The organism is Pseudomonas sp. DCA-1 (genome assembly GCF_046523955.1).
Taxonomy (GTDB): Bacteria; Pseudomonadota; Gammaproteobacteria; order Pseudomonadales; family Pseudomonadaceae; genus Aquipseudomonas; species Aquipseudomonas putida_Y.
In genome coordinates this window covers 2740166-2754860 of sequence record NZ_CP169881.1, presented here as the reverse complement: position 1 = coordinate 2754860, position 14695 = coordinate 2740166, and the positions used below count along the sequence as shown (strand labels likewise).

General features: G+C 62.7%; 13 protein-coding genes. 5 read left to right on the top strand and 8 right to left on the bottom strand.

All coding sequences use genetic code 11. The features are described from left to right. Positions 1 to 178: 178 nt before the first annotated feature. From ACE4QZ_RS12875 to ACE4QZ_RS12855, 5 genes are all read left to right on the top strand, one after another. Positions 179 to 1060 (top strand): LysR family transcriptional regulator, encoded by an 882-nt coding sequence (locus tag ACE4QZ_RS12875; RefSeq protein ID WP_021783794.1) that lies wholly within the window; start codon positions 179 to 181, stop codon positions 1058 to 1060. A gap of 92 nt (positions 1061 to 1152) precedes the next feature. Then, the gene (locus ACE4QZ_RS12870; protein ID WP_021783795.1) at positions 1153 to 2337 is read left to right on the top strand and encodes an MFS transporter; all 1185 of its coding nucleotides are present in this window, start codon (positions 1153 to 1155) and stop codon (positions 2335 to 2337) included. Between the two features lie 62 nt (positions 2338 to 2399). After that, positions 2400 to 3251, top strand: coding sequence for a LysR family transcriptional regulator (locus ACE4QZ_RS12865; RefSeq protein WP_021783796.1), 852 nt, complete (start codon positions 2400 to 2402; stop codon positions 3249 to 3251). 96 nt (positions 3252 to 3347) lie between these two features. Continuing rightward, on the top strand, positions 3348 to 4343 hold the full coding sequence (locus ACE4QZ_RS12860) for an aldo/keto reductase (RefSeq protein ID WP_021783797.1): 996 nt from the start codon (positions 3348 to 3350) through the stop codon (positions 4341 to 4343). Between the two features lie 93 nt (positions 4344 to 4436). Next, positions 4437 to 5402 carry an endonuclease gene (locus ACE4QZ_RS12855; RefSeq protein WP_021783798.1) on the top strand — a complete coding sequence of 322 codons (966 nt, stop codon included), beginning with the start codon at positions 4437 to 4439 and terminating at the stop codon, positions 5400 to 5402. Between the two features lie 41 nt (positions 5403 to 5443). Here the strand turns inward: ACE4QZ_RS12855 and ACE4QZ_RS12850 are convergent, their stop codons facing one another. From ACE4QZ_RS12850 to ACE4QZ_RS12815, 8 genes are all read right to left on the bottom strand, one after another. After that, positions 5444 to 6406, bottom strand: a complete 963-nt coding sequence (locus ACE4QZ_RS12850; RefSeq protein WP_021783799.1) for a 2-hydroxyacid dehydrogenase — start codon at positions 6404 to 6406, stop codon at positions 5444 to 5446. A 10-nt stretch (positions 6407 to 6416) separates the two neighbouring features. After that, a complete protein-coding gene (locus ACE4QZ_RS12845) occupies positions 6417 to 7709 on the bottom strand; it encodes an MFS transporter (protein ID WP_021783800.1) in 1293 nt (430 codons plus the stop codon). Between the two features lie 55 nt (positions 7710 to 7764). Further along, positions 7765 to 8715: a sugar kinase gene (locus ACE4QZ_RS12840; protein WP_021783801.1), complete on the bottom strand. Its 951-nt coding sequence runs from the start codon at positions 8713 to 8715 to the stop codon at positions 7765 to 7767. After that, positions 8708 to 9487 (bottom strand): sugar phosphate isomerase/epimerase family protein, encoded by a 780-nt coding sequence (locus tag ACE4QZ_RS12835; protein ID WP_021783802.1) that lies wholly within the window; start codon positions 9485 to 9487, stop codon positions 8708 to 8710. Before ACE4QZ_RS12835 ends, ACE4QZ_RS12840 begins: the two co-directional genes overlap by 8 nt. A 67-nt stretch (positions 9488 to 9554) precedes the next feature. Beyond that, the gene (gene ptxS / locus ACE4QZ_RS12830) at positions 9555 to 10574 is read right to left on the bottom strand and encodes a transcriptional regulator PtxS (RefSeq protein WP_021783803.1); all 1020 of its coding nucleotides are present in this window, start codon (positions 10572 to 10574) and stop codon (positions 9555 to 9557) included. Positions 10575 to 10840: 266 nt separating this feature from the next. Next, complete coding sequence (locus ACE4QZ_RS12825) at positions 10841 to 12088, bottom strand: cytochrome c (protein ID WP_021783804.1); 1248 nt, start codon at positions 12086 to 12088, stop codon at positions 10841 to 10843. 12 nt (positions 12089 to 12100) lie between these two features. Further along, positions 12101 to 13885 carry a GMC family oxidoreductase gene (locus tag ACE4QZ_RS12820; protein ID WP_021783805.1) on the bottom strand — a complete coding sequence of 595 codons (1785 nt, stop codon included), beginning with the start codon at positions 13883 to 13885 and terminating at the stop codon, positions 12101 to 12103. 3 nt (positions 13886 to 13888) lie between these two features. Further along, positions 13889 to 14635 (bottom strand): gluconate 2-dehydrogenase subunit 3 family protein, encoded by a 747-nt coding sequence (locus ACE4QZ_RS12815; RefSeq protein ID WP_021783806.1) that lies wholly within the window; start codon positions 14633 to 14635, stop codon positions 13889 to 13891. Between the last annotated feature and the right edge of the window lie 60 nt (positions 14636 to 14695).

Sequence of the window (14695 nt, the reverse complement as noted above, 5' to 3'; positions counted from 1 at the left end):
ACTACCTCAAAATCTTTGTGGGATTGCAGATTTATTAAACTGCGTGACTGAGATGTTGCAGGATGTCTCAGTGGCGCGCATCGTAGGCCCTCTGGTTAATAATAATAAATATATTGTTATGATGCTTAGCATCACAGTTCGTTATAAATGCATCTCGCATGAAAGGTAGCACCCCTCAATGAACCTCAAGGCATTGCGCTGCTGTGTCGAAATCGTCCGCCAAGGCAGCTTCACCAAGGCCGCGCAGCACCTGCACATCGCCCAGCCAGCGCTGAGCATGGCCGTTACCCGGCTGGAAGAAGAACTGGGGGTAACCCTGTTCAACCGCACCACGCGCAAAGTGATTCTCACGGCCGAGGGCGAGCAGTTCTTGCCGCGCATTGCCTCCGCCCTGCGCGAAATGGACATTGCCCGACAAGAACTGCGCGACATGGCCGACCTCAAGCGTGGTGAAGTACGCCTGGGTATTCCGCCGATGTTCGGCCTGCACTACGTCCCCGGGTTGATGAACGCCTTCCGCCAGCTGTACCCGGGCATTGCGATGACCGTGTTCGAAGGCAGTGCCGAGGACATTGGCCACCGCCTGGAGCAACGGGAAATCGACCTGGCGCTGCTGGAGTCCCGGCGTGTGCCGCCCGACAAGGAGTCGATCCTGCTGGGCAGCGACGAGATGCTGGCGTGCATGCACCCTGATCACCCCTATGCCGGCAAAGCCTTCCTCACCGCCGAAGACCTGCGCAATACCGACATGGTGGTGTTTGATCGCACCTTCGTTCAACGCCATCTTCTGGATGCGTTCTTCGCCGAACATGGCATCACTTATCAGGTGGCGCTACAGAGCAACTTCGTCTCGCTGGTGGTGCAGGCCGCGCTGGACAACATGGGGGTGGCGACCCTGCTGCGCTCGGTGCAGCAACGCACGCCAGGCATCGTCGGCGTGCCGTTCCGGCCAGCACAGCAGATGAGTTTCCGCTTGTGCTGGCGCTCGGGGGAATACCTGTCGCTGGCCAGCAAGCGGTTCATCGACTTTGCTGCACAGACGCATTACCTGGAACGCTAAGGGCCTGTCAGGGGCAGCGTCCTCGACGTTGCTGCCATCGATTGACTATCATCCCGCCTTGAACGTTTCAGCATGTTTCAATAGGGATACAGATGTCAGTCCAGGAACGCCCCCCGCTACCCAGTAAAAGCACCGTCGCCAAGATGGAAGCCGCCATGGCACTGGGCAGCTTTGCCATCGGCACCGGCGAATTCGCCATCATGGGCTTGATGCCCGACATTGCCAGCAATTTGCAGTTGAGCGAGCCGCAGGTGGGCCATGCCATCAGCGCCTATGCGCTGGGGGTGATGGTTGGCGCCCCGACGCTGGCCATTCTCGGTGCCAAACTGCTGCGCAAGCACATGCTGCTGCTGTTGATGCTGCTGTATGCCGTGGGCAACCTGGCCACTGCCTTTGCCCCCGCGTTCGGTGGCCTGGTCGCATTCCGCTTCATCAGCGGCCTGCCCCACGGCGCCTACTTCGGCATTGCCGCAGTGGTGGCCTCAAGCATGGTCGCCAAGGATCAGCGCGCGGGGGCCGTTGCCCGGGTGATGATGGGACTGACCTTGGCCATGTTGCTCGGCAACCCGGTTGCCACCTTCCTGGGCCAGTACTTCGGCTGGCGTTCGGCATTCGTGCTAGTCGGCGCGATCGCCCTGTGCACCATCGCCCTGGTCTGGCGTTTCGTGCCCCAGCGCCACGACGAAACTCGCAGCGACCCGCGCAAGGAGCTACAGGCCTTTGCCCTCCCACAGGTATGGATGGCGCTGGCCATCGCTTCGATCGGTTTTGCCGGCATGTTCTGCGTGTTCAGCTACCTGGCACCGACCATGCTGCAAGTGACCCAGGTGTCGCCACAGTGGATTCCGTTCGGGCTGGCGGCGTTCGGCGTGGGCGGCATCGTTGGCAACATCGCAGGCGGCAAGCTGTTCGACCGCCTGCAGTTCCGCGCTGTGGGGCTGGTACTGATGTGGTCGATTGCCGTATTGCTGTTCTTTACCTTCGCCGCCCAGGCGCTGTGGAGCCTGCTGCTGGGCATCGGCCTGGTGGGCACCATGATCGCCCTGGCGGCACCGCTACAAATTCGCCTCATGGACATTGCCCATGAAGCGCCAAGCCTGGCAGCGGCGTCGAACCATGCGGCGTTCAACCTGGCCAATGCCCTGGGGCCATGGCTGGGAGGCATGGCGATTACTGCTGGTACGGGCTGGACCAGCACCGGGTACATCGGCGCCGCGACTGCGCTGGCTGGCCTGGGCATCTACCTGGTGGCGCGGCGGATGAAAGGCGGGCATTGAAGCCGGCCTGGTCATAAAGGGTTACCCTACCCCGTTATGCACCCGCCACTGCCGAGTCATTCATGTTCGATTGGGAAGACCTGCGCCATTTCTCCGCCTTCAGCTCGGCCGGCTCGCTGTCGGCCGCCGCCAAGACCCTGGGTGTCGACCACGCCACCGTGGCCCGGCGCATCGCCTCGCTCGAAGCTTCGCTCAAGCTCAAGCTGGTCGACCGACGTCCCCGCGCCTATGCCCTCACCCACGAAGGCCAACGTGTTGCAGAACTCGCCGAGCAGATGGCCATGTCCTCTTTTGCCCTGGAACATTTCGCCAGCGCCGGCCAACAGACAGTGGAAGGCGAAGTGGTGCTCTCGGCACCACCGGCGCTGCTGGGCAGCATCGTCGCCCGGCGCCTGGGCGAGCTGTACCAGCGCTACCCACAGCTGCGCCTGAAGCTGGTGGGCAGCAAATCCAAGGCATCCTTGGTCCGCCGCGAAGCTGACATCAGCATCGCCCTGGCCAGGCCGACAGAGCCAACTCTGGTGGTCAGCCTGCTGGGGCACCTGGATTACCGGCTGTATGCCTCGCCCGGTTACCTGGCCAGCGCAACGGTCAGGCGCTACATCGGCTACGACGAGTCTCAGGCCCGCTCCCCACAACAGCAATGGCTCAACCTCCAGGCCGGCCAGCAGCCGTTCGCATTGCACAGCAATGACCTGCGCATCCAGGCCCAAGCCTGTGCCGGCGGCATCGGCATTGCCTGCCTGCCCGCGTTCATGGCACAGGAACACGGCCTGAAGGAAGCAGGCACCGCCGAACAGACCATGAGCATCGAAATCTGGCTGGCAGTGCATGAAGATGTGCGCGCCACACCACGGATCAAGGCGGTTACCGACTTCCTTCAGCAGCAGGTGCGGCCGATGCTACGCTTGTGAATTCTTGCAGATGGCGCCTGCATCAATACGGAATTTTCGCCCAAGCCTGCCAGCGTTAGGCTAACTCCATCACTCACGCCCTTGAAGGAGACGACGATGCAGTACGTAAAGCTGGGTAGCACCGGGCTGGACATTTCAAGGCTGTGCCTGGGCTGCATGACCTTCGGTGAACCCGACGCCGGCACTCACCCCTGGACCTTGGGCGAAGACGCCAGCCGGCCAATCATTCGCCACGCCGTCGAGCAAGGCATCAACTTCTTCGACACTGCCAACAGCTATTCCGCCGGCACTTCGGAAATCATCCTCGGCAAACTCCTGAAGGAGTTTACCCGCCGCGAAGAAACCGTGATCGCCACCAAGGTGTTCTTCCCTGCCAACATGTGGGAAGGCGCCAGCCGGCCCAATGAGCAAGGCTTGTCACGCAAGGCGATCATGGCCAACATCGACGCCAGCCTCAGCCGCCTGGGCACAGACTACGTCGACCTCTACCAGATCCACCGCTGGGACTACCACACCCCCATCGAGGAAACCATGGAAGCCCTGCATGATGTGGTCAAGGCCGGCAAGGCGCGCTACATCGGCGCATCGTCGATGTATGCCTGGCAGTTCGCCAAGGCGCAACAGGTAGCCGCCAGCCACGGCTGGAGCCGCTTTGTGTCGATGCAGAACTACCTCAACCTTATCTACCGCGAAGAAGAGCGAGAGATGATTCCGCTGTGCCTGGATCAAGGCGTCGGCCTGATGCCTTGGAGCCCCATGGCGCGCGGCCGCCTGACCCGGCCGCATGGGCAGCAGACCGAGCGCACGCGCACCGACGTGTCCGGGCAGTCGTTCTATGAAAAGACCGAGGTGGAGGACGGCCGGGTAATCGATGTGGTCGAGCAGATCGCCAGCGAACGGGGTGTGCCGATGGCCCAGGTTGCGCTGGCCTGGGTACTGGGTAAGGCCGGCGTTAGTGCCCCTATCGTCGGCGCCTCGAAGCCCGCCCACCTGGACGATGCCCTGGGCGCACTGTCACTGCAGCTGAGCGAGGACGAGGTGGCGCGCTTGCAGGCCCCTTACGTTCCCCACGCGGTCACCGGCTTCAAATAGCGCGGGCTTGCGGCAGTTGGTATGGGTCCGCGAGCTGGTCAGCCTCGCGGAAACCATTACAATGCGCGGCCCAACCTGAAATATGTTTTCCCCATGAAATCACTGCTTTACGCCATAACCTTATTATTTTTCTTTACCCTCCCCGCCTTGGCCAACCCGCCGGCCACCTTCACCGAAGCCAAAGTGGTGGCCAAGCAGAAGGTCTACCTGGACCAGGCCAGCAGTGCCCTCGGCGACCTGTACTGCGGGTGCAAATGGACCTGGGTGGGCAAGTCTGGCGGGCGCATCGATGCCGCCTCGTGTGGTTACCAGACGCGCAAGCAGCAGAACCGTGCAGAACGCACCGAGTGGGAACACATCGTGCCCGCCCACACCTTCGGCAACCAGCGCCAGTGCTGGAAGAACGGCGGCCGTGAGCACTGCGTGGACAACGACCCGGTGTTCCGCGCCATGGAGGCCGACCTGTTCAACCTTTACCCGGCCGTGGGTGAGGTCAACGGTGACCGCAGCAACTTCAACTACGGCATGGTCACTGGCAATGCCGGCGAATACGGCCAATGCACCACCAAGGTCGATTTCGTCCAGCGCACCGCTGAACCGCGTGACGAAGTCAAAGGCCTGGTGGCCCGCACCACCTTCTACATGTTCGACCGCTACAAGCTGAGCATGTCGCGCCAACAGCAACAGTTGCTGATGGCCTGGGACAAGCAACACCCGGTGTCGGCCTGGGAGAAAGAACGCGACCGGCGCATTGCCGCGATCATGGGCCATGCCAACCCGTTCGTAAGCGGCGAACGCAAGTGGACTGCCGGCTACAAGCCGGTTGGCAGCGGCGTGGTAGAGGCGGTGCCGGTAAACGCGGCCAAGCCAGAGGCCAAACCAAGCCTGGCCAGCGCCGGTTCGGTCGGCGCCGTGCTTGGCAACCGCAACAGCCACGTCTATCACCTGTCAGTCGGCTGCCCAGGCTACAACCAGGTTGCAGCGAAGAACCAGGTTTCCTTCGCTAACGAAGGTGAAGCGCAGGCAGCAGGCTATCGCAAGGCAGGTAACTGCCGCTGATCATTTCAAAGGCTGCGCGGCCCCCGTGGCAGGGGCGCGCGTCAGCCGTTGACCAGGTTTGCCGGCCGCTCACCGGCCAGCGCGCTGAGCAGGTTATCCACCGCGCAACGCGCCATGGCCTGGCGGGTTTCCTCGGTCGCCGAGCCGATATGCGGGGTCGCTACCACGTTATCGAGCTGCAACAGCGGCGAGTCGGCCGGCAGCGGCTCGTGCACGAACACGTCCAGCCCCGCACCGCGGATGCGCCTGGCCCGCAGCGCTTCGATCAGCGCCTGCTCATCCACCACACGCCCGCGTGAGATGTTCACCAGGATTGCCTCAGGCTTCATCAACGCAAGTTCCCGTGCGCCTATCAGGCCTTCGGTGCTGGCGCTCAACGGCACTGTCAGGCAAACGAAGTCTGCCTGCTGCAACAGCTCATCCAGGCTGCACTGGCATGCGGCATAGCGTGCTTCCAGCTCGGGCTTGGCACGCTGGCTGTGATACAGCACGCGCATGCCAAAACCAGCGGCCGCGCGCCGGGCCAGGGCCTCGCCAATGCGGCCCATGCCGACGATGCCTAGCGTCTTGCCGTGCACATCACTGCCAAAATGCGCCGGCCCCAGGTTGGCCTGCCAGCGGCCGTCACGCACCCAGTTCGCCAGCTCCACCACCCGCCTGGCGGTAGCCAGGATCAAGGCAAAGCCTGTGTCGGCGGTGGTTTCAGTCAACACGTCGGGCGTGTTGGTGAGCATCACACCACGCCTGCTGAGTTCAGCAATGTCGTAGTTGTCCACGCCTACCGAAACGCTCGACACCACTTCCAGTTGCGGGGCAAGGTCGAGCAGGCTGGCATCCAGGCGCAGGCTAGCCCCCAGCAACCCGTGCGCCCCCGGCAACGCATCACGCAGGCGGGCCAGGCCATCGGGCCGGGAGGTATCCACCCAGGTCACCTCGACGCGATCTTGCAGGCGTGCCATCAAGTCGTCAGACAGGCGTTTATACAGGACGATTCGCTTCTTCATTGCAGGTTTCCTAATGGTTCATGGCCAGACGCGAGTTATCGCGCTTTGCCCGGCCTGACGTCTGGGAGGTATTGAGCGCAGCGGTTAGCGCCACTGCAGTCAGTAGCGCACCGCACATGAACAGATAAGAGGCACCGGGCCCGCCCGTAGCACCGTTGAGGTAGCCGACCAGCCACGAACCGCCGAACGAGCCCAGCGCACCCATGCTGTTGATCAGCGCCATGGCGCCGCCTGCGACGTTGGCCGGCAGGATCTCGGGCACGATCGCGAAGAACGGGCCATAGGGTGCGTACATGCAGGCGCCGGCGACCACCAGCAACGCATACGACAGCCAGAAATGCTCGCTGCCCAAGGCGTAAGAGCCATAGAACGCAACGGCGGCAATCAGCAGCGGCGGCCAGACGAAGCGCTTGCGCTTTTGCAGGCGGTCCGACGCCCAGGACACGCCCACCATCGCCAGCACCGCCGCCAGGTAGGGCACCGAGGCCAGCCAGCCGGCCTGCACGATATCGACGTTCGCCGCCTGCTTGAGAATCGATGGCAGCCACAGCACGAAGCCATACACGCCGATGCTCCAGCAGAAGTACTGCAGCGCCAGGATGATCACCTGCGGCGAGCGGAACGCTTCGCGGTAGTTCTTCACAGGCTTGATACCCTGCTGCTCGGCAGCCAGCGCCTGCGCCAGGGCGGCCTTCTCCTGCTCGCTCAGCCACTTCACCTGGGCCGGGCGGTCATCCACCAGGCGCCACCAGAAGAACGCCCAGATCACAGCGGGCAGGCCTTCGATGATGAACATCCAGCGCCAGTCGTAATGCTTGATCAGGTAACCCGACACCACCGACATCCACAGAATGGTCACCGGGTTGCCCAGCATCAGGAAGGTATTGGCGCGCGAGCGCTCGGCACGGGTGAACCAATGGCACAGGTACACCAGCATGGCCGGCATCACCGCAGCCTCCACCACCCCGAGCAGGAAGCGGATACCGATCAGCATGTAGACGTTGCTGACCATGCCCGTGAGTGTGGCAAGGCCGCCCCACAGGATCAGGCAGACGAAGATCAGCTTTCTGACGCTGCGCTTCTCGGCGTAGATGGCGCCAGGCACCTGGAAGAAGAAGTAACCGAGAAAGAACAGCGCCCCCAACAGCGATGACATCACCGGGGTGATGTGCAGGTCTTCAGCCATGCCGGAGGCGGCGGCGAAGCCATAATTGGCGCGGTCCAGGTACGCCAGGCTGTAGGTAACGAACACAATCGGGATGATGTACCACCAGCGGCGAGGTGCCAGGCTTTGGCTTTGCATGGTTTGTTTCTCCTGAGCTTGTTGTTTTTGTTGCAACAGGTGATTCGGGGTCGACTCATGCGCTTCTGCGCAGGTCATAGGCCTCCAGTTCATGACGCAGCGGCAGCCCTTCCATGTCACCTCGTGACTGCACGGCACGGCTGCCGCACCAGTTGCCGCGCGCTACCGCCTCGGCTACCGGACGGCCCTCCAGTAGCGCGCTGAGCACACCGACGGCAAACGCATCACCTGCACCGACGGTGTCCACCACGCGGCTGACTGGCACCGGGGCTACCTGCCCTTCGCCCTTGGCGCTGCGGAAGTAGGCGCCCGCGTCGCCCAGCTTGATCACCACCAGTTCCACCCCTTGGTCCAGGTAGAACGCGGCGATATCGGCCGGGGTGTGCTGACCGGTCAGCAACCGCCCCTCCTCCAGCCCCGGTAAAACCCAGTCGGCCTTCGCCGCCAAGGCATTGATTTCACGCACCATGCTGCTTTGATCGGGCCACAGCGAGGGACGCAGGTTGGGATCGAACGATATGCTCCGCCCGGCTGCGCGCATCCCGTCCAGCAGCGCGTGAGACAGCGCCCGACAGCTGTCCGACAACGCCAGCGGAATACCGGTAGCGTGTACGTGGCGAGCCTGCAGCCAAACGGGGCTCAACATCGCAGGAGACAGCCTGCTGGCCGCCGAACCTCGGCGAAAGTACTCCACTGCCGGGTCGCTGCCATCATCGCTGCGGGCCTTGAGCTGAAAACCCGTCGGGTAGTTGGCATCCACCTCAACGCCGGCACAGTCCAGGCCTTCGCCGCGCAAGCTCTCGAGCACGAAACGGCCCAGCGAATCGTCACCAACCCGGCTCAGCCAGCGTACCTTGAGACCCAGCCGCGCCAGGCCGATCGCCACGTTGCTGTCGGCGCCGGCGATGCGTTTGCCGAACTGCCCGACACCGGCCAGGTCACCGGCTTGCTCGGCAACGAACATGGCCATGGTCTCGCCGAAACACAGCACGTCATGTTCATGCATGGTCCAACTCCTGCACCGCGCCCAGTGCAGAAAGGTGACGCACCTGGGCCCGGGTCAGCGCCAGCAGGTCTTCGCCCACCAGGGGGTACTCGACGGCGCGCACCACGCCCGGCGCAAACTCGGCCATCAGCGCTGCCCACTCCTGCAGGTCCGCCGCTTGCGGCGGTATGGCAACCAGACGGCCATCGGCCCGACGCTGCACAGCCTTGCAATGCACATAGCGCACCCAACGGCCTAGCTGCCTTGCAGCTTGCCGCGCAGGCTCACCCTGCCACTGCCAGTTACCGATATCGAACGTCATGCCCAGGCGCAGCCCAAGCGGGTCGACGCGCTGGAAGAACTGCAGCATCGGTTCGAGCCTGCCACCTTGTGCGGTCTGATCGTTTTCCACGAGCAACAGAGGCCCCTGCGCAGGCAGCAGCGACGCCAGGGCCATCACATCGCAGTGCTCATCGAAGTGCCCCAGGGAAACCTTCAGCGCCACCGCGCCAAGCGCCCGGGCAATTTCCAGCTTCTGCACCAGTAGCGAGTCGGGCACGCCTTGCGCGGTCCACAGTTCAAGGGGGGTGGAGTACAGGCATTCCAGGCGCAGCGCGGCAATGACCCTACCCAGCGCAGCGGCGTCCGGTGCACTGGCGAACAATTCTTCGCGCAGTTCGACGCGGCTGACGCCAGCGGCGGCCAGCAGGTCCAGAAACTGCTCCTGGCCACGTTGGCGCACAAAGTCGGCGCCGTAGCTGGAGAGACTGATGGAAACGGGGTTCGCGTGCATTGTTTTTGTCCTTATGAAACCGGTTTCATTTTTTAATCAACAGCAGCAGGCGCAAACCTGCTGTTTCTTACTGGGGTTGGGTTGAACCGCGGATGATCAGGTTGGCCTTGAAGTCGATACGCCGTGCTGCGCCGCTGTCGCCGCGCAGGCGACCGAGCAGGCTTTCGAATGCCGCCACACCGATGCGCTCGGTGGGCTGGGCCAGTGCGGTGATGCCTTTGCCGACCAAGGGGTACCAGTCGAGGTCGTCGAGGGCAATCAGCCCGACATCGGCAACCAGGTTGCGCCCGGCCTCGAGCAGGGCCCGGGTCACCGCCAAGGTGGCAACGCCGTTGAAGGTGAAGATGGCTTGCGGACCATGGCCATTGTGGGCAAGAAACGAAGCCAATTGGCCCTGCAGCCCTGCGCTGATTTCAAGTACCTGCTGACGCATGCCTGGCCGGCGGCTGATCGACGCGCCGAACGCCTGCACCCGCTCCAGGCGTGAACTGGTGCCATCGAGGGGTTCGCTGACCGCCAGGATGTCGCGATAGCCCTGGGTTTGCAGGTGGTCAAGAGCCTGCTCGACTGCGTCGGCATTGTCCAGGCCGACAAGGTCCACATTCAGCTCGGGCAATTGGCGGTCGACCAGCACCATGGGGATGTCACGCCGCAGGTTGAGCAGTTCGCCGGGGTGGTGACCGAGCGTGTTCACGATCAACCCTTCGACGTTGTAGCTCTGCAGGGCCACCAGGTGGTGACGCTCCTGCTCGTCGTCGCGGTTGGTGTTGCACACCACCAGGCTGTAACCATGCTGACGGCAGGCGGTTTCCACGCCGTGCATCACGGCCACTGAATAGGGGTTGAGAATATCGGCCACCAGCATGCCGATCAGTCGCGTCTGGCCGCGCTTGAGGCCGCGAGCCATCTGGTTGGGGCGATAACCGAGGCGTTCGATGACCTCTTCCAGCCGCTTGGCCGTGGCTTCGGCCAGCAATTGGCGGTCGCCACCGATGTAACGGGAGACGGTGGCTTTGGAAACGCCAGCAACACGCGCCACTTCGCTGATGGTGACCCGTTCGCGGGTATGGGCAGGCGCGTCGGTCATGGGTTTTCCTTATGATTGTTTTAATAGTGATGAAACCGGTTTCAATACAGCAAAAATGCACGGGTTCGTCAACATGCCGTTGGTCGGGCACGAAGACCGTAAATGTTAAATCGCATTAATAATATTGCATACCTCATTGATTGTTATAGATTAATATCTGTGGAACAGGGCTTACCCTGGAATCTGATTACGTTAGGGGATAGCACGGGCCTCGCCCGTGTTCGCGGTTAAAACCGCTCCTACGGGCGAGGGCGCAGAAAAACACGTCAGCGAAGCGACTTCACGTCACCGGCCGTGACGGCGCTGCCTTGGTTACCCCAACTGCTGCGAATGAAATTCACCACCTCGGCAACCTCCTGGTCGCTCAGGCGCCAGCCGAAAGCCGGCATGGTGAAGTTCGACGGCGCAGTGTGCGTTGCCGGTACCGTGCCACCGGCAAGCACCACATGGATCAGCGACGTGGCATCCGTAGTCTGCACCACCGGGTTGCCGGCCAAGGCCGGGAACACGCGGGTGTAGCCCTGCCCGTCGGTGCGGTGGCAGGCCGCGCAGTTGTCGATGTACACCGCCGCCCCAGGCTTGCTGTCGTCACCCTTCCATAACGCATCGGCTATCTGCTTGTCGTACACATGCGGCTGGTCGTCCGGATTGCTCGGCGGCAGGGTTTTCAGATAGCGGGCGATAGCGGTCAAGTCGGCATCACTCATGTGCTGCATGCTGTGCTCGACCACATCGCTCATGCCGCCGAACACGGCGCTGCGATCACTGCGCCCAGTCTTGAGAAACTGCACCAACTGCGCTTCGCTCCAGCTGCCCAGGCCGTCTTTGTGATCGCCACGCAGGTTCTTGGCAACCCAGCCTTCCAGCGGCGCGCTGCCGGCCAGAAACTGCTCGCCATCGGCCGCGCTCAGGGCCTTTTCCTGCATGGTCAGTGCCCGCGGCGTATGACAAGCGCCACAATGCCCAAGGCCCTCGACCAGGTACGCCCCGCGGTTCACCACAGGGTCGGCTGTAGCTAATGCCTGCCAGGGCTTGGCCTCTGGGGCGAACAGGCCGCGCCAGATTGCCAGCGGCCAGCGCATGCTCAGCGGCCAGGGAATGTCAGAGGCCTTGTTCGCCTGCTCGACTGGGTCCACGCCCTTCATGAAATAGGCGTACAGCGCCTGCATGTCCTGCTCGCTGACCCGCGCATACGACGGGTATGGCATGGCCGGATAGAGCGTACTGCCGTCCTTGGCGATACCCCTGCGCACGGCCTGGTCGAAGTCTTCGAAGCTGTACTGGCCGATGCCACTGGCCGCCGGGGTGATGTTGGTGGAGTACACCGTGCCAATCGGCGTTTCCATCGGCAACCCGCCGGCAAAGGGCTTGCCGCCTTTGGCGGTATGGCAGGCCACGCAGTCACCGGCGCGGGCCAGGTACTCGCCCAGGCGCACCTGCGCATCGTCATTCGCTGCGGCCTGCAAAGCCGCGCCGGCACCCAGCACCAGAGTTGCGATCAACAGTGTCTTCATGCTCATCGCTCCTCAAGCCTGGACCAACGGACCGGGGTTTTTCAGATACTGCTCACGGATGGCACGGGCCGACCAGTAGGTGAGCGCGGCCACCAGCCCGGTCGGGTTGTAACCCAGCCCCTGCGGGAACGCCGAAGCCCCCGGAACGAACACGTTGTGTACGTCCCAGCTTTGCAGGTAGCGATTCAGTGCACTGGTTTTGGGGTCGGTGCCCATGATTGCCCCGCCGTTCAGGTGGGTGGTCTGGTAACTGGTGGTGTTGAAGTGGTCCTTGACCTGCTTGCCCAGCACGGCAATGGCCTTGGGGTTCATCGCTTGGGCGATCTTGCTCAGCTTGTCGACCATGAACTGGTTCATCTTGATGTCGTTTTCCTGCCAGTCGAACGTCATGCGCAGCAGCGGCTGGCCGTAGGCATCGCGGTAGGTGGGGTCCAGGTCCAGGTAATTGCCACGGTAGGACTGGTGTGCGCCGTGGGCATCCATCGACACCTGGTGGGTGTAGTAGTCGGCCGTGGCCTTCTTCCAGGCACTGCCCCAGGCCGGCGTGCCCGGCGGGTTGGAGGTGCCGGCAATCGGCCGGCTGCCGGCCTGGTTCACCCACATTGGCGAACCGCCGACGAAGCCGTGCGGGCCATGGTCGAAGTTGTCGGCGTTGAAATCGTCGATGGCAATGCCATTGCCACCCGCGCCGATGAAGTTGTTGGTGTAGGTGTCCTTGTCGAAGAACGCCTTTACCGTACCCATGTTCTGATAGGCGAAGTTACGCCCGACCACACCTTCGTTCTTCACCGGGTCGTAAGGCTTGCCAATGCCGGAAAGCAGCATCAGACGCACGTTGTTGAACTGGAAAGCCGCCAGAATCACCAGCTCTGCCGGTTGCTCCACCTCGCGCCCCTGGGCATCGATGTAGGTCACGCCGGTAGCCTTGCGCTTGCGGTCGTCCAGGTTCACCCGCAGCACATGGGCATTGGGCCGCAACTCGAAGTTGGGCACCTGGCGCAGCGCCGGCAGGATGTTCACGTTGGGCGAGGCCTTGGAGTACATGTAGCACACGTAACCGCTGCAGAAACCGCAGAAGTTGCACGGCCCCATCTGCGCCCCGTAGGGGTTGGTGTATGGCCCGGAGGTGTTGGCCGACGGCAGGTTGTAGGGTTTGTAGCCCAGGCTGGTGGCAGCCTTTTCGAACAGCCTTGCCGATACAACGTTCTTCTGCGCGGGCAGCGGGAACGGGTTGGAGCGGTCCGGCGCATAGGGGTTGCCGCCCTTCCCTTCACCGACCACCTGGCCTCTGACGGTCCAGGCCTGGCCTGAAGTGCCAAAGACCTTTTCGGCAAAGTCAAAATAGGGCTCCAGTTCTTCATAACTGACGCCGAAGTCCTGAATGGTCATGCCTTCGGGAATGAACGTGCGCCCGTAGCGCTCTTCATAGTGGCTGCGCAGGCGCAACTCGACGGGGTCGACCCGGAAGTGCACACCCGACCAGTGCAGGCCCGCGCCCCCCACGCCCTTGCCCGGCAGGAATGCGCCCAGCTGGCGATTGGGCAATGCCACATCATTCACGCTATGGCGGACAGTGACGGTTTCTTTCGACACATCGACGAACAGCTTCTTGCGCACGCTGTAGGTCAGCTCATCGATCACCTGCGGGTAGCTGCCTTCGGGGTAGGTATCCTGCATTGGCCCCCGCTCCAGGGCTACCACGTGCAGCCCGGCCTCGGTCAGCTCTTTGGCCATGATCGCACCGGCCCAGCCGAAGCCGACGATCACCGCATCCACTTTGTTCAACACAGTCGCCATGCCTCAGGCCCTCTCACCACGAATCGATACAGCCGGGAACGGGTAAGGCTCGTTGCGCTCGACCCAGTCCATGAAGTCGGCGCGGGCGCCGGGGAAGCCGATCTGGGTCCAGCCGACCATGCCTTTATTGCCGCCATGAATCGGGTCGCAGAAGAACCCTTCGCGCGTGTTTTGCACCAGCAGGCTGAAGAACACCTTGGCCGGAACGGGTTCGAAAACCACCTCTCCTGCCTCCAACGTACTGAGAATGCGGTCCTGGGTAGCGCTATCTTGCGCAGCAAAAACCTGTCCGCCATTGGCTTTGCACCAGCCGTCCACGGCAGCGATGCCCAGGCGGTAGATTTGTTGCGGGCTGAGCTGCAACTGGTAGCCCAGCTCGGGCGGGGCGTCGGCGTTGAACGGCCCTTGCATGTACCACTGTGCGCCCGTCGCGTAGGGGGTGTTCATTTGCCTGTCGATAAATTCGGCGGCGCCCGCTTCGAGTGCCCCTGGGCCAAGCTCATCGGCCGGGATGATGCGGGAAACGGCAGCTTGTAGAAAAGCCCATTCTTCGGCGCTGAAGAATGTCGGTTGATAATTGCCCGCAGGCGGCGTAGCCGGCACTTTCGGTTGCTGATGCGGTTGCGGGGCCGCAAGCAGTTGGCTGGCGCCCACGCCAAGCCCTGTACTGGCCACTGTAACGACAGGGATCAGAGTCAAGGTCTTGCGCAGAAAATCCCTGCGCGGGTTGTCTGGGGCATGCTCAGGCATTGCGAATCCTCATCGGCTTTGGGGTGGCCTTGATAAGCGCCATCTGATTTTCAATAAAGA

Excerpts from the sequence above, each read along its gene's own strand:
- ACE4QZ_RS12875 (WP_021783794.1), top strand. The coding sequence starts at position 179 with ATGAACCTCAAGGCATTGCGCTGCTGTGTCGAAATCGTCCGCCAAGGC.
- ACE4QZ_RS12870 (WP_021783795.1), top strand. The coding sequence starts at position 1,153 with ATGTCAGTCCAGGAACGCCCCCCGCTACCCAGTAAAAGCACCGTCGCC.
- ACE4QZ_RS12865 (WP_021783796.1), top strand. The coding sequence starts at position 2,400 with ATGTTCGATTGGGAAGACCTGCGCCATTTCTCCGCCTTCAGCTCGGCC.
- ACE4QZ_RS12860 (WP_021783797.1), top strand. The coding sequence starts at position 3,348 with ATGCAGTACGTAAAGCTGGGTAGCACCGGGCTGGACATTTCAAGGCTG.
- ACE4QZ_RS12855 (WP_021783798.1), top strand. The coding sequence starts at position 4,437 with ATGAAATCACTGCTTTACGCCATAACCTTATTATTTTTCTTTACCCTC.
- ACE4QZ_RS12850 (WP_021783799.1), bottom strand. The coding sequence starts at position 6,406 with ATGAAGAAGCGAATCGTCCTGTATAAACGCCTGTCTGACGACTTGATG.
- ACE4QZ_RS12845 (WP_021783800.1), bottom strand. The coding sequence starts at position 7,709 with ATGCAAAGCCAAAGCCTGGCACCTCGCCGCTGGTGGTACATCATCCCG.
- ACE4QZ_RS12840 (WP_021783801.1), bottom strand. The coding sequence starts at position 8,715 with ATGCATGAACATGACGTGCTGTGTTTCGGCGAGACCATGGCCATGTTC.
- ACE4QZ_RS12835 (WP_021783802.1), bottom strand. The coding sequence starts at position 9,487 with ATGCACGCGAACCCCGTTTCCATCAGTCTCTCCAGCTACGGCGCCGAC.
- ptxS (WP_021783803.1), bottom strand. The coding sequence starts at position 10,574 with ATGACCGACGCGCCTGCCCATACCCGCGAACGGGTCACCATCAGCGAA.
- ACE4QZ_RS12825 (WP_021783804.1), bottom strand. The coding sequence starts at position 12,088 with ATGAAGACACTGTTGATCGCAACTCTGGTGCTGGGTGCCGGCGCGGCT.
- ACE4QZ_RS12820 (WP_021783805.1), bottom strand. The coding sequence starts at position 13,885 with ATGGCGACTGTGTTGAACAAAGTGGATGCGGTGATCGTCGGCTTCGGC.
- ACE4QZ_RS12815 (WP_021783806.1), bottom strand. The coding sequence starts at position 14,635 with ATGCCTGAGCATGCCCCAGACAACCCGCGCAGGGATTTTCTGCGCAAG.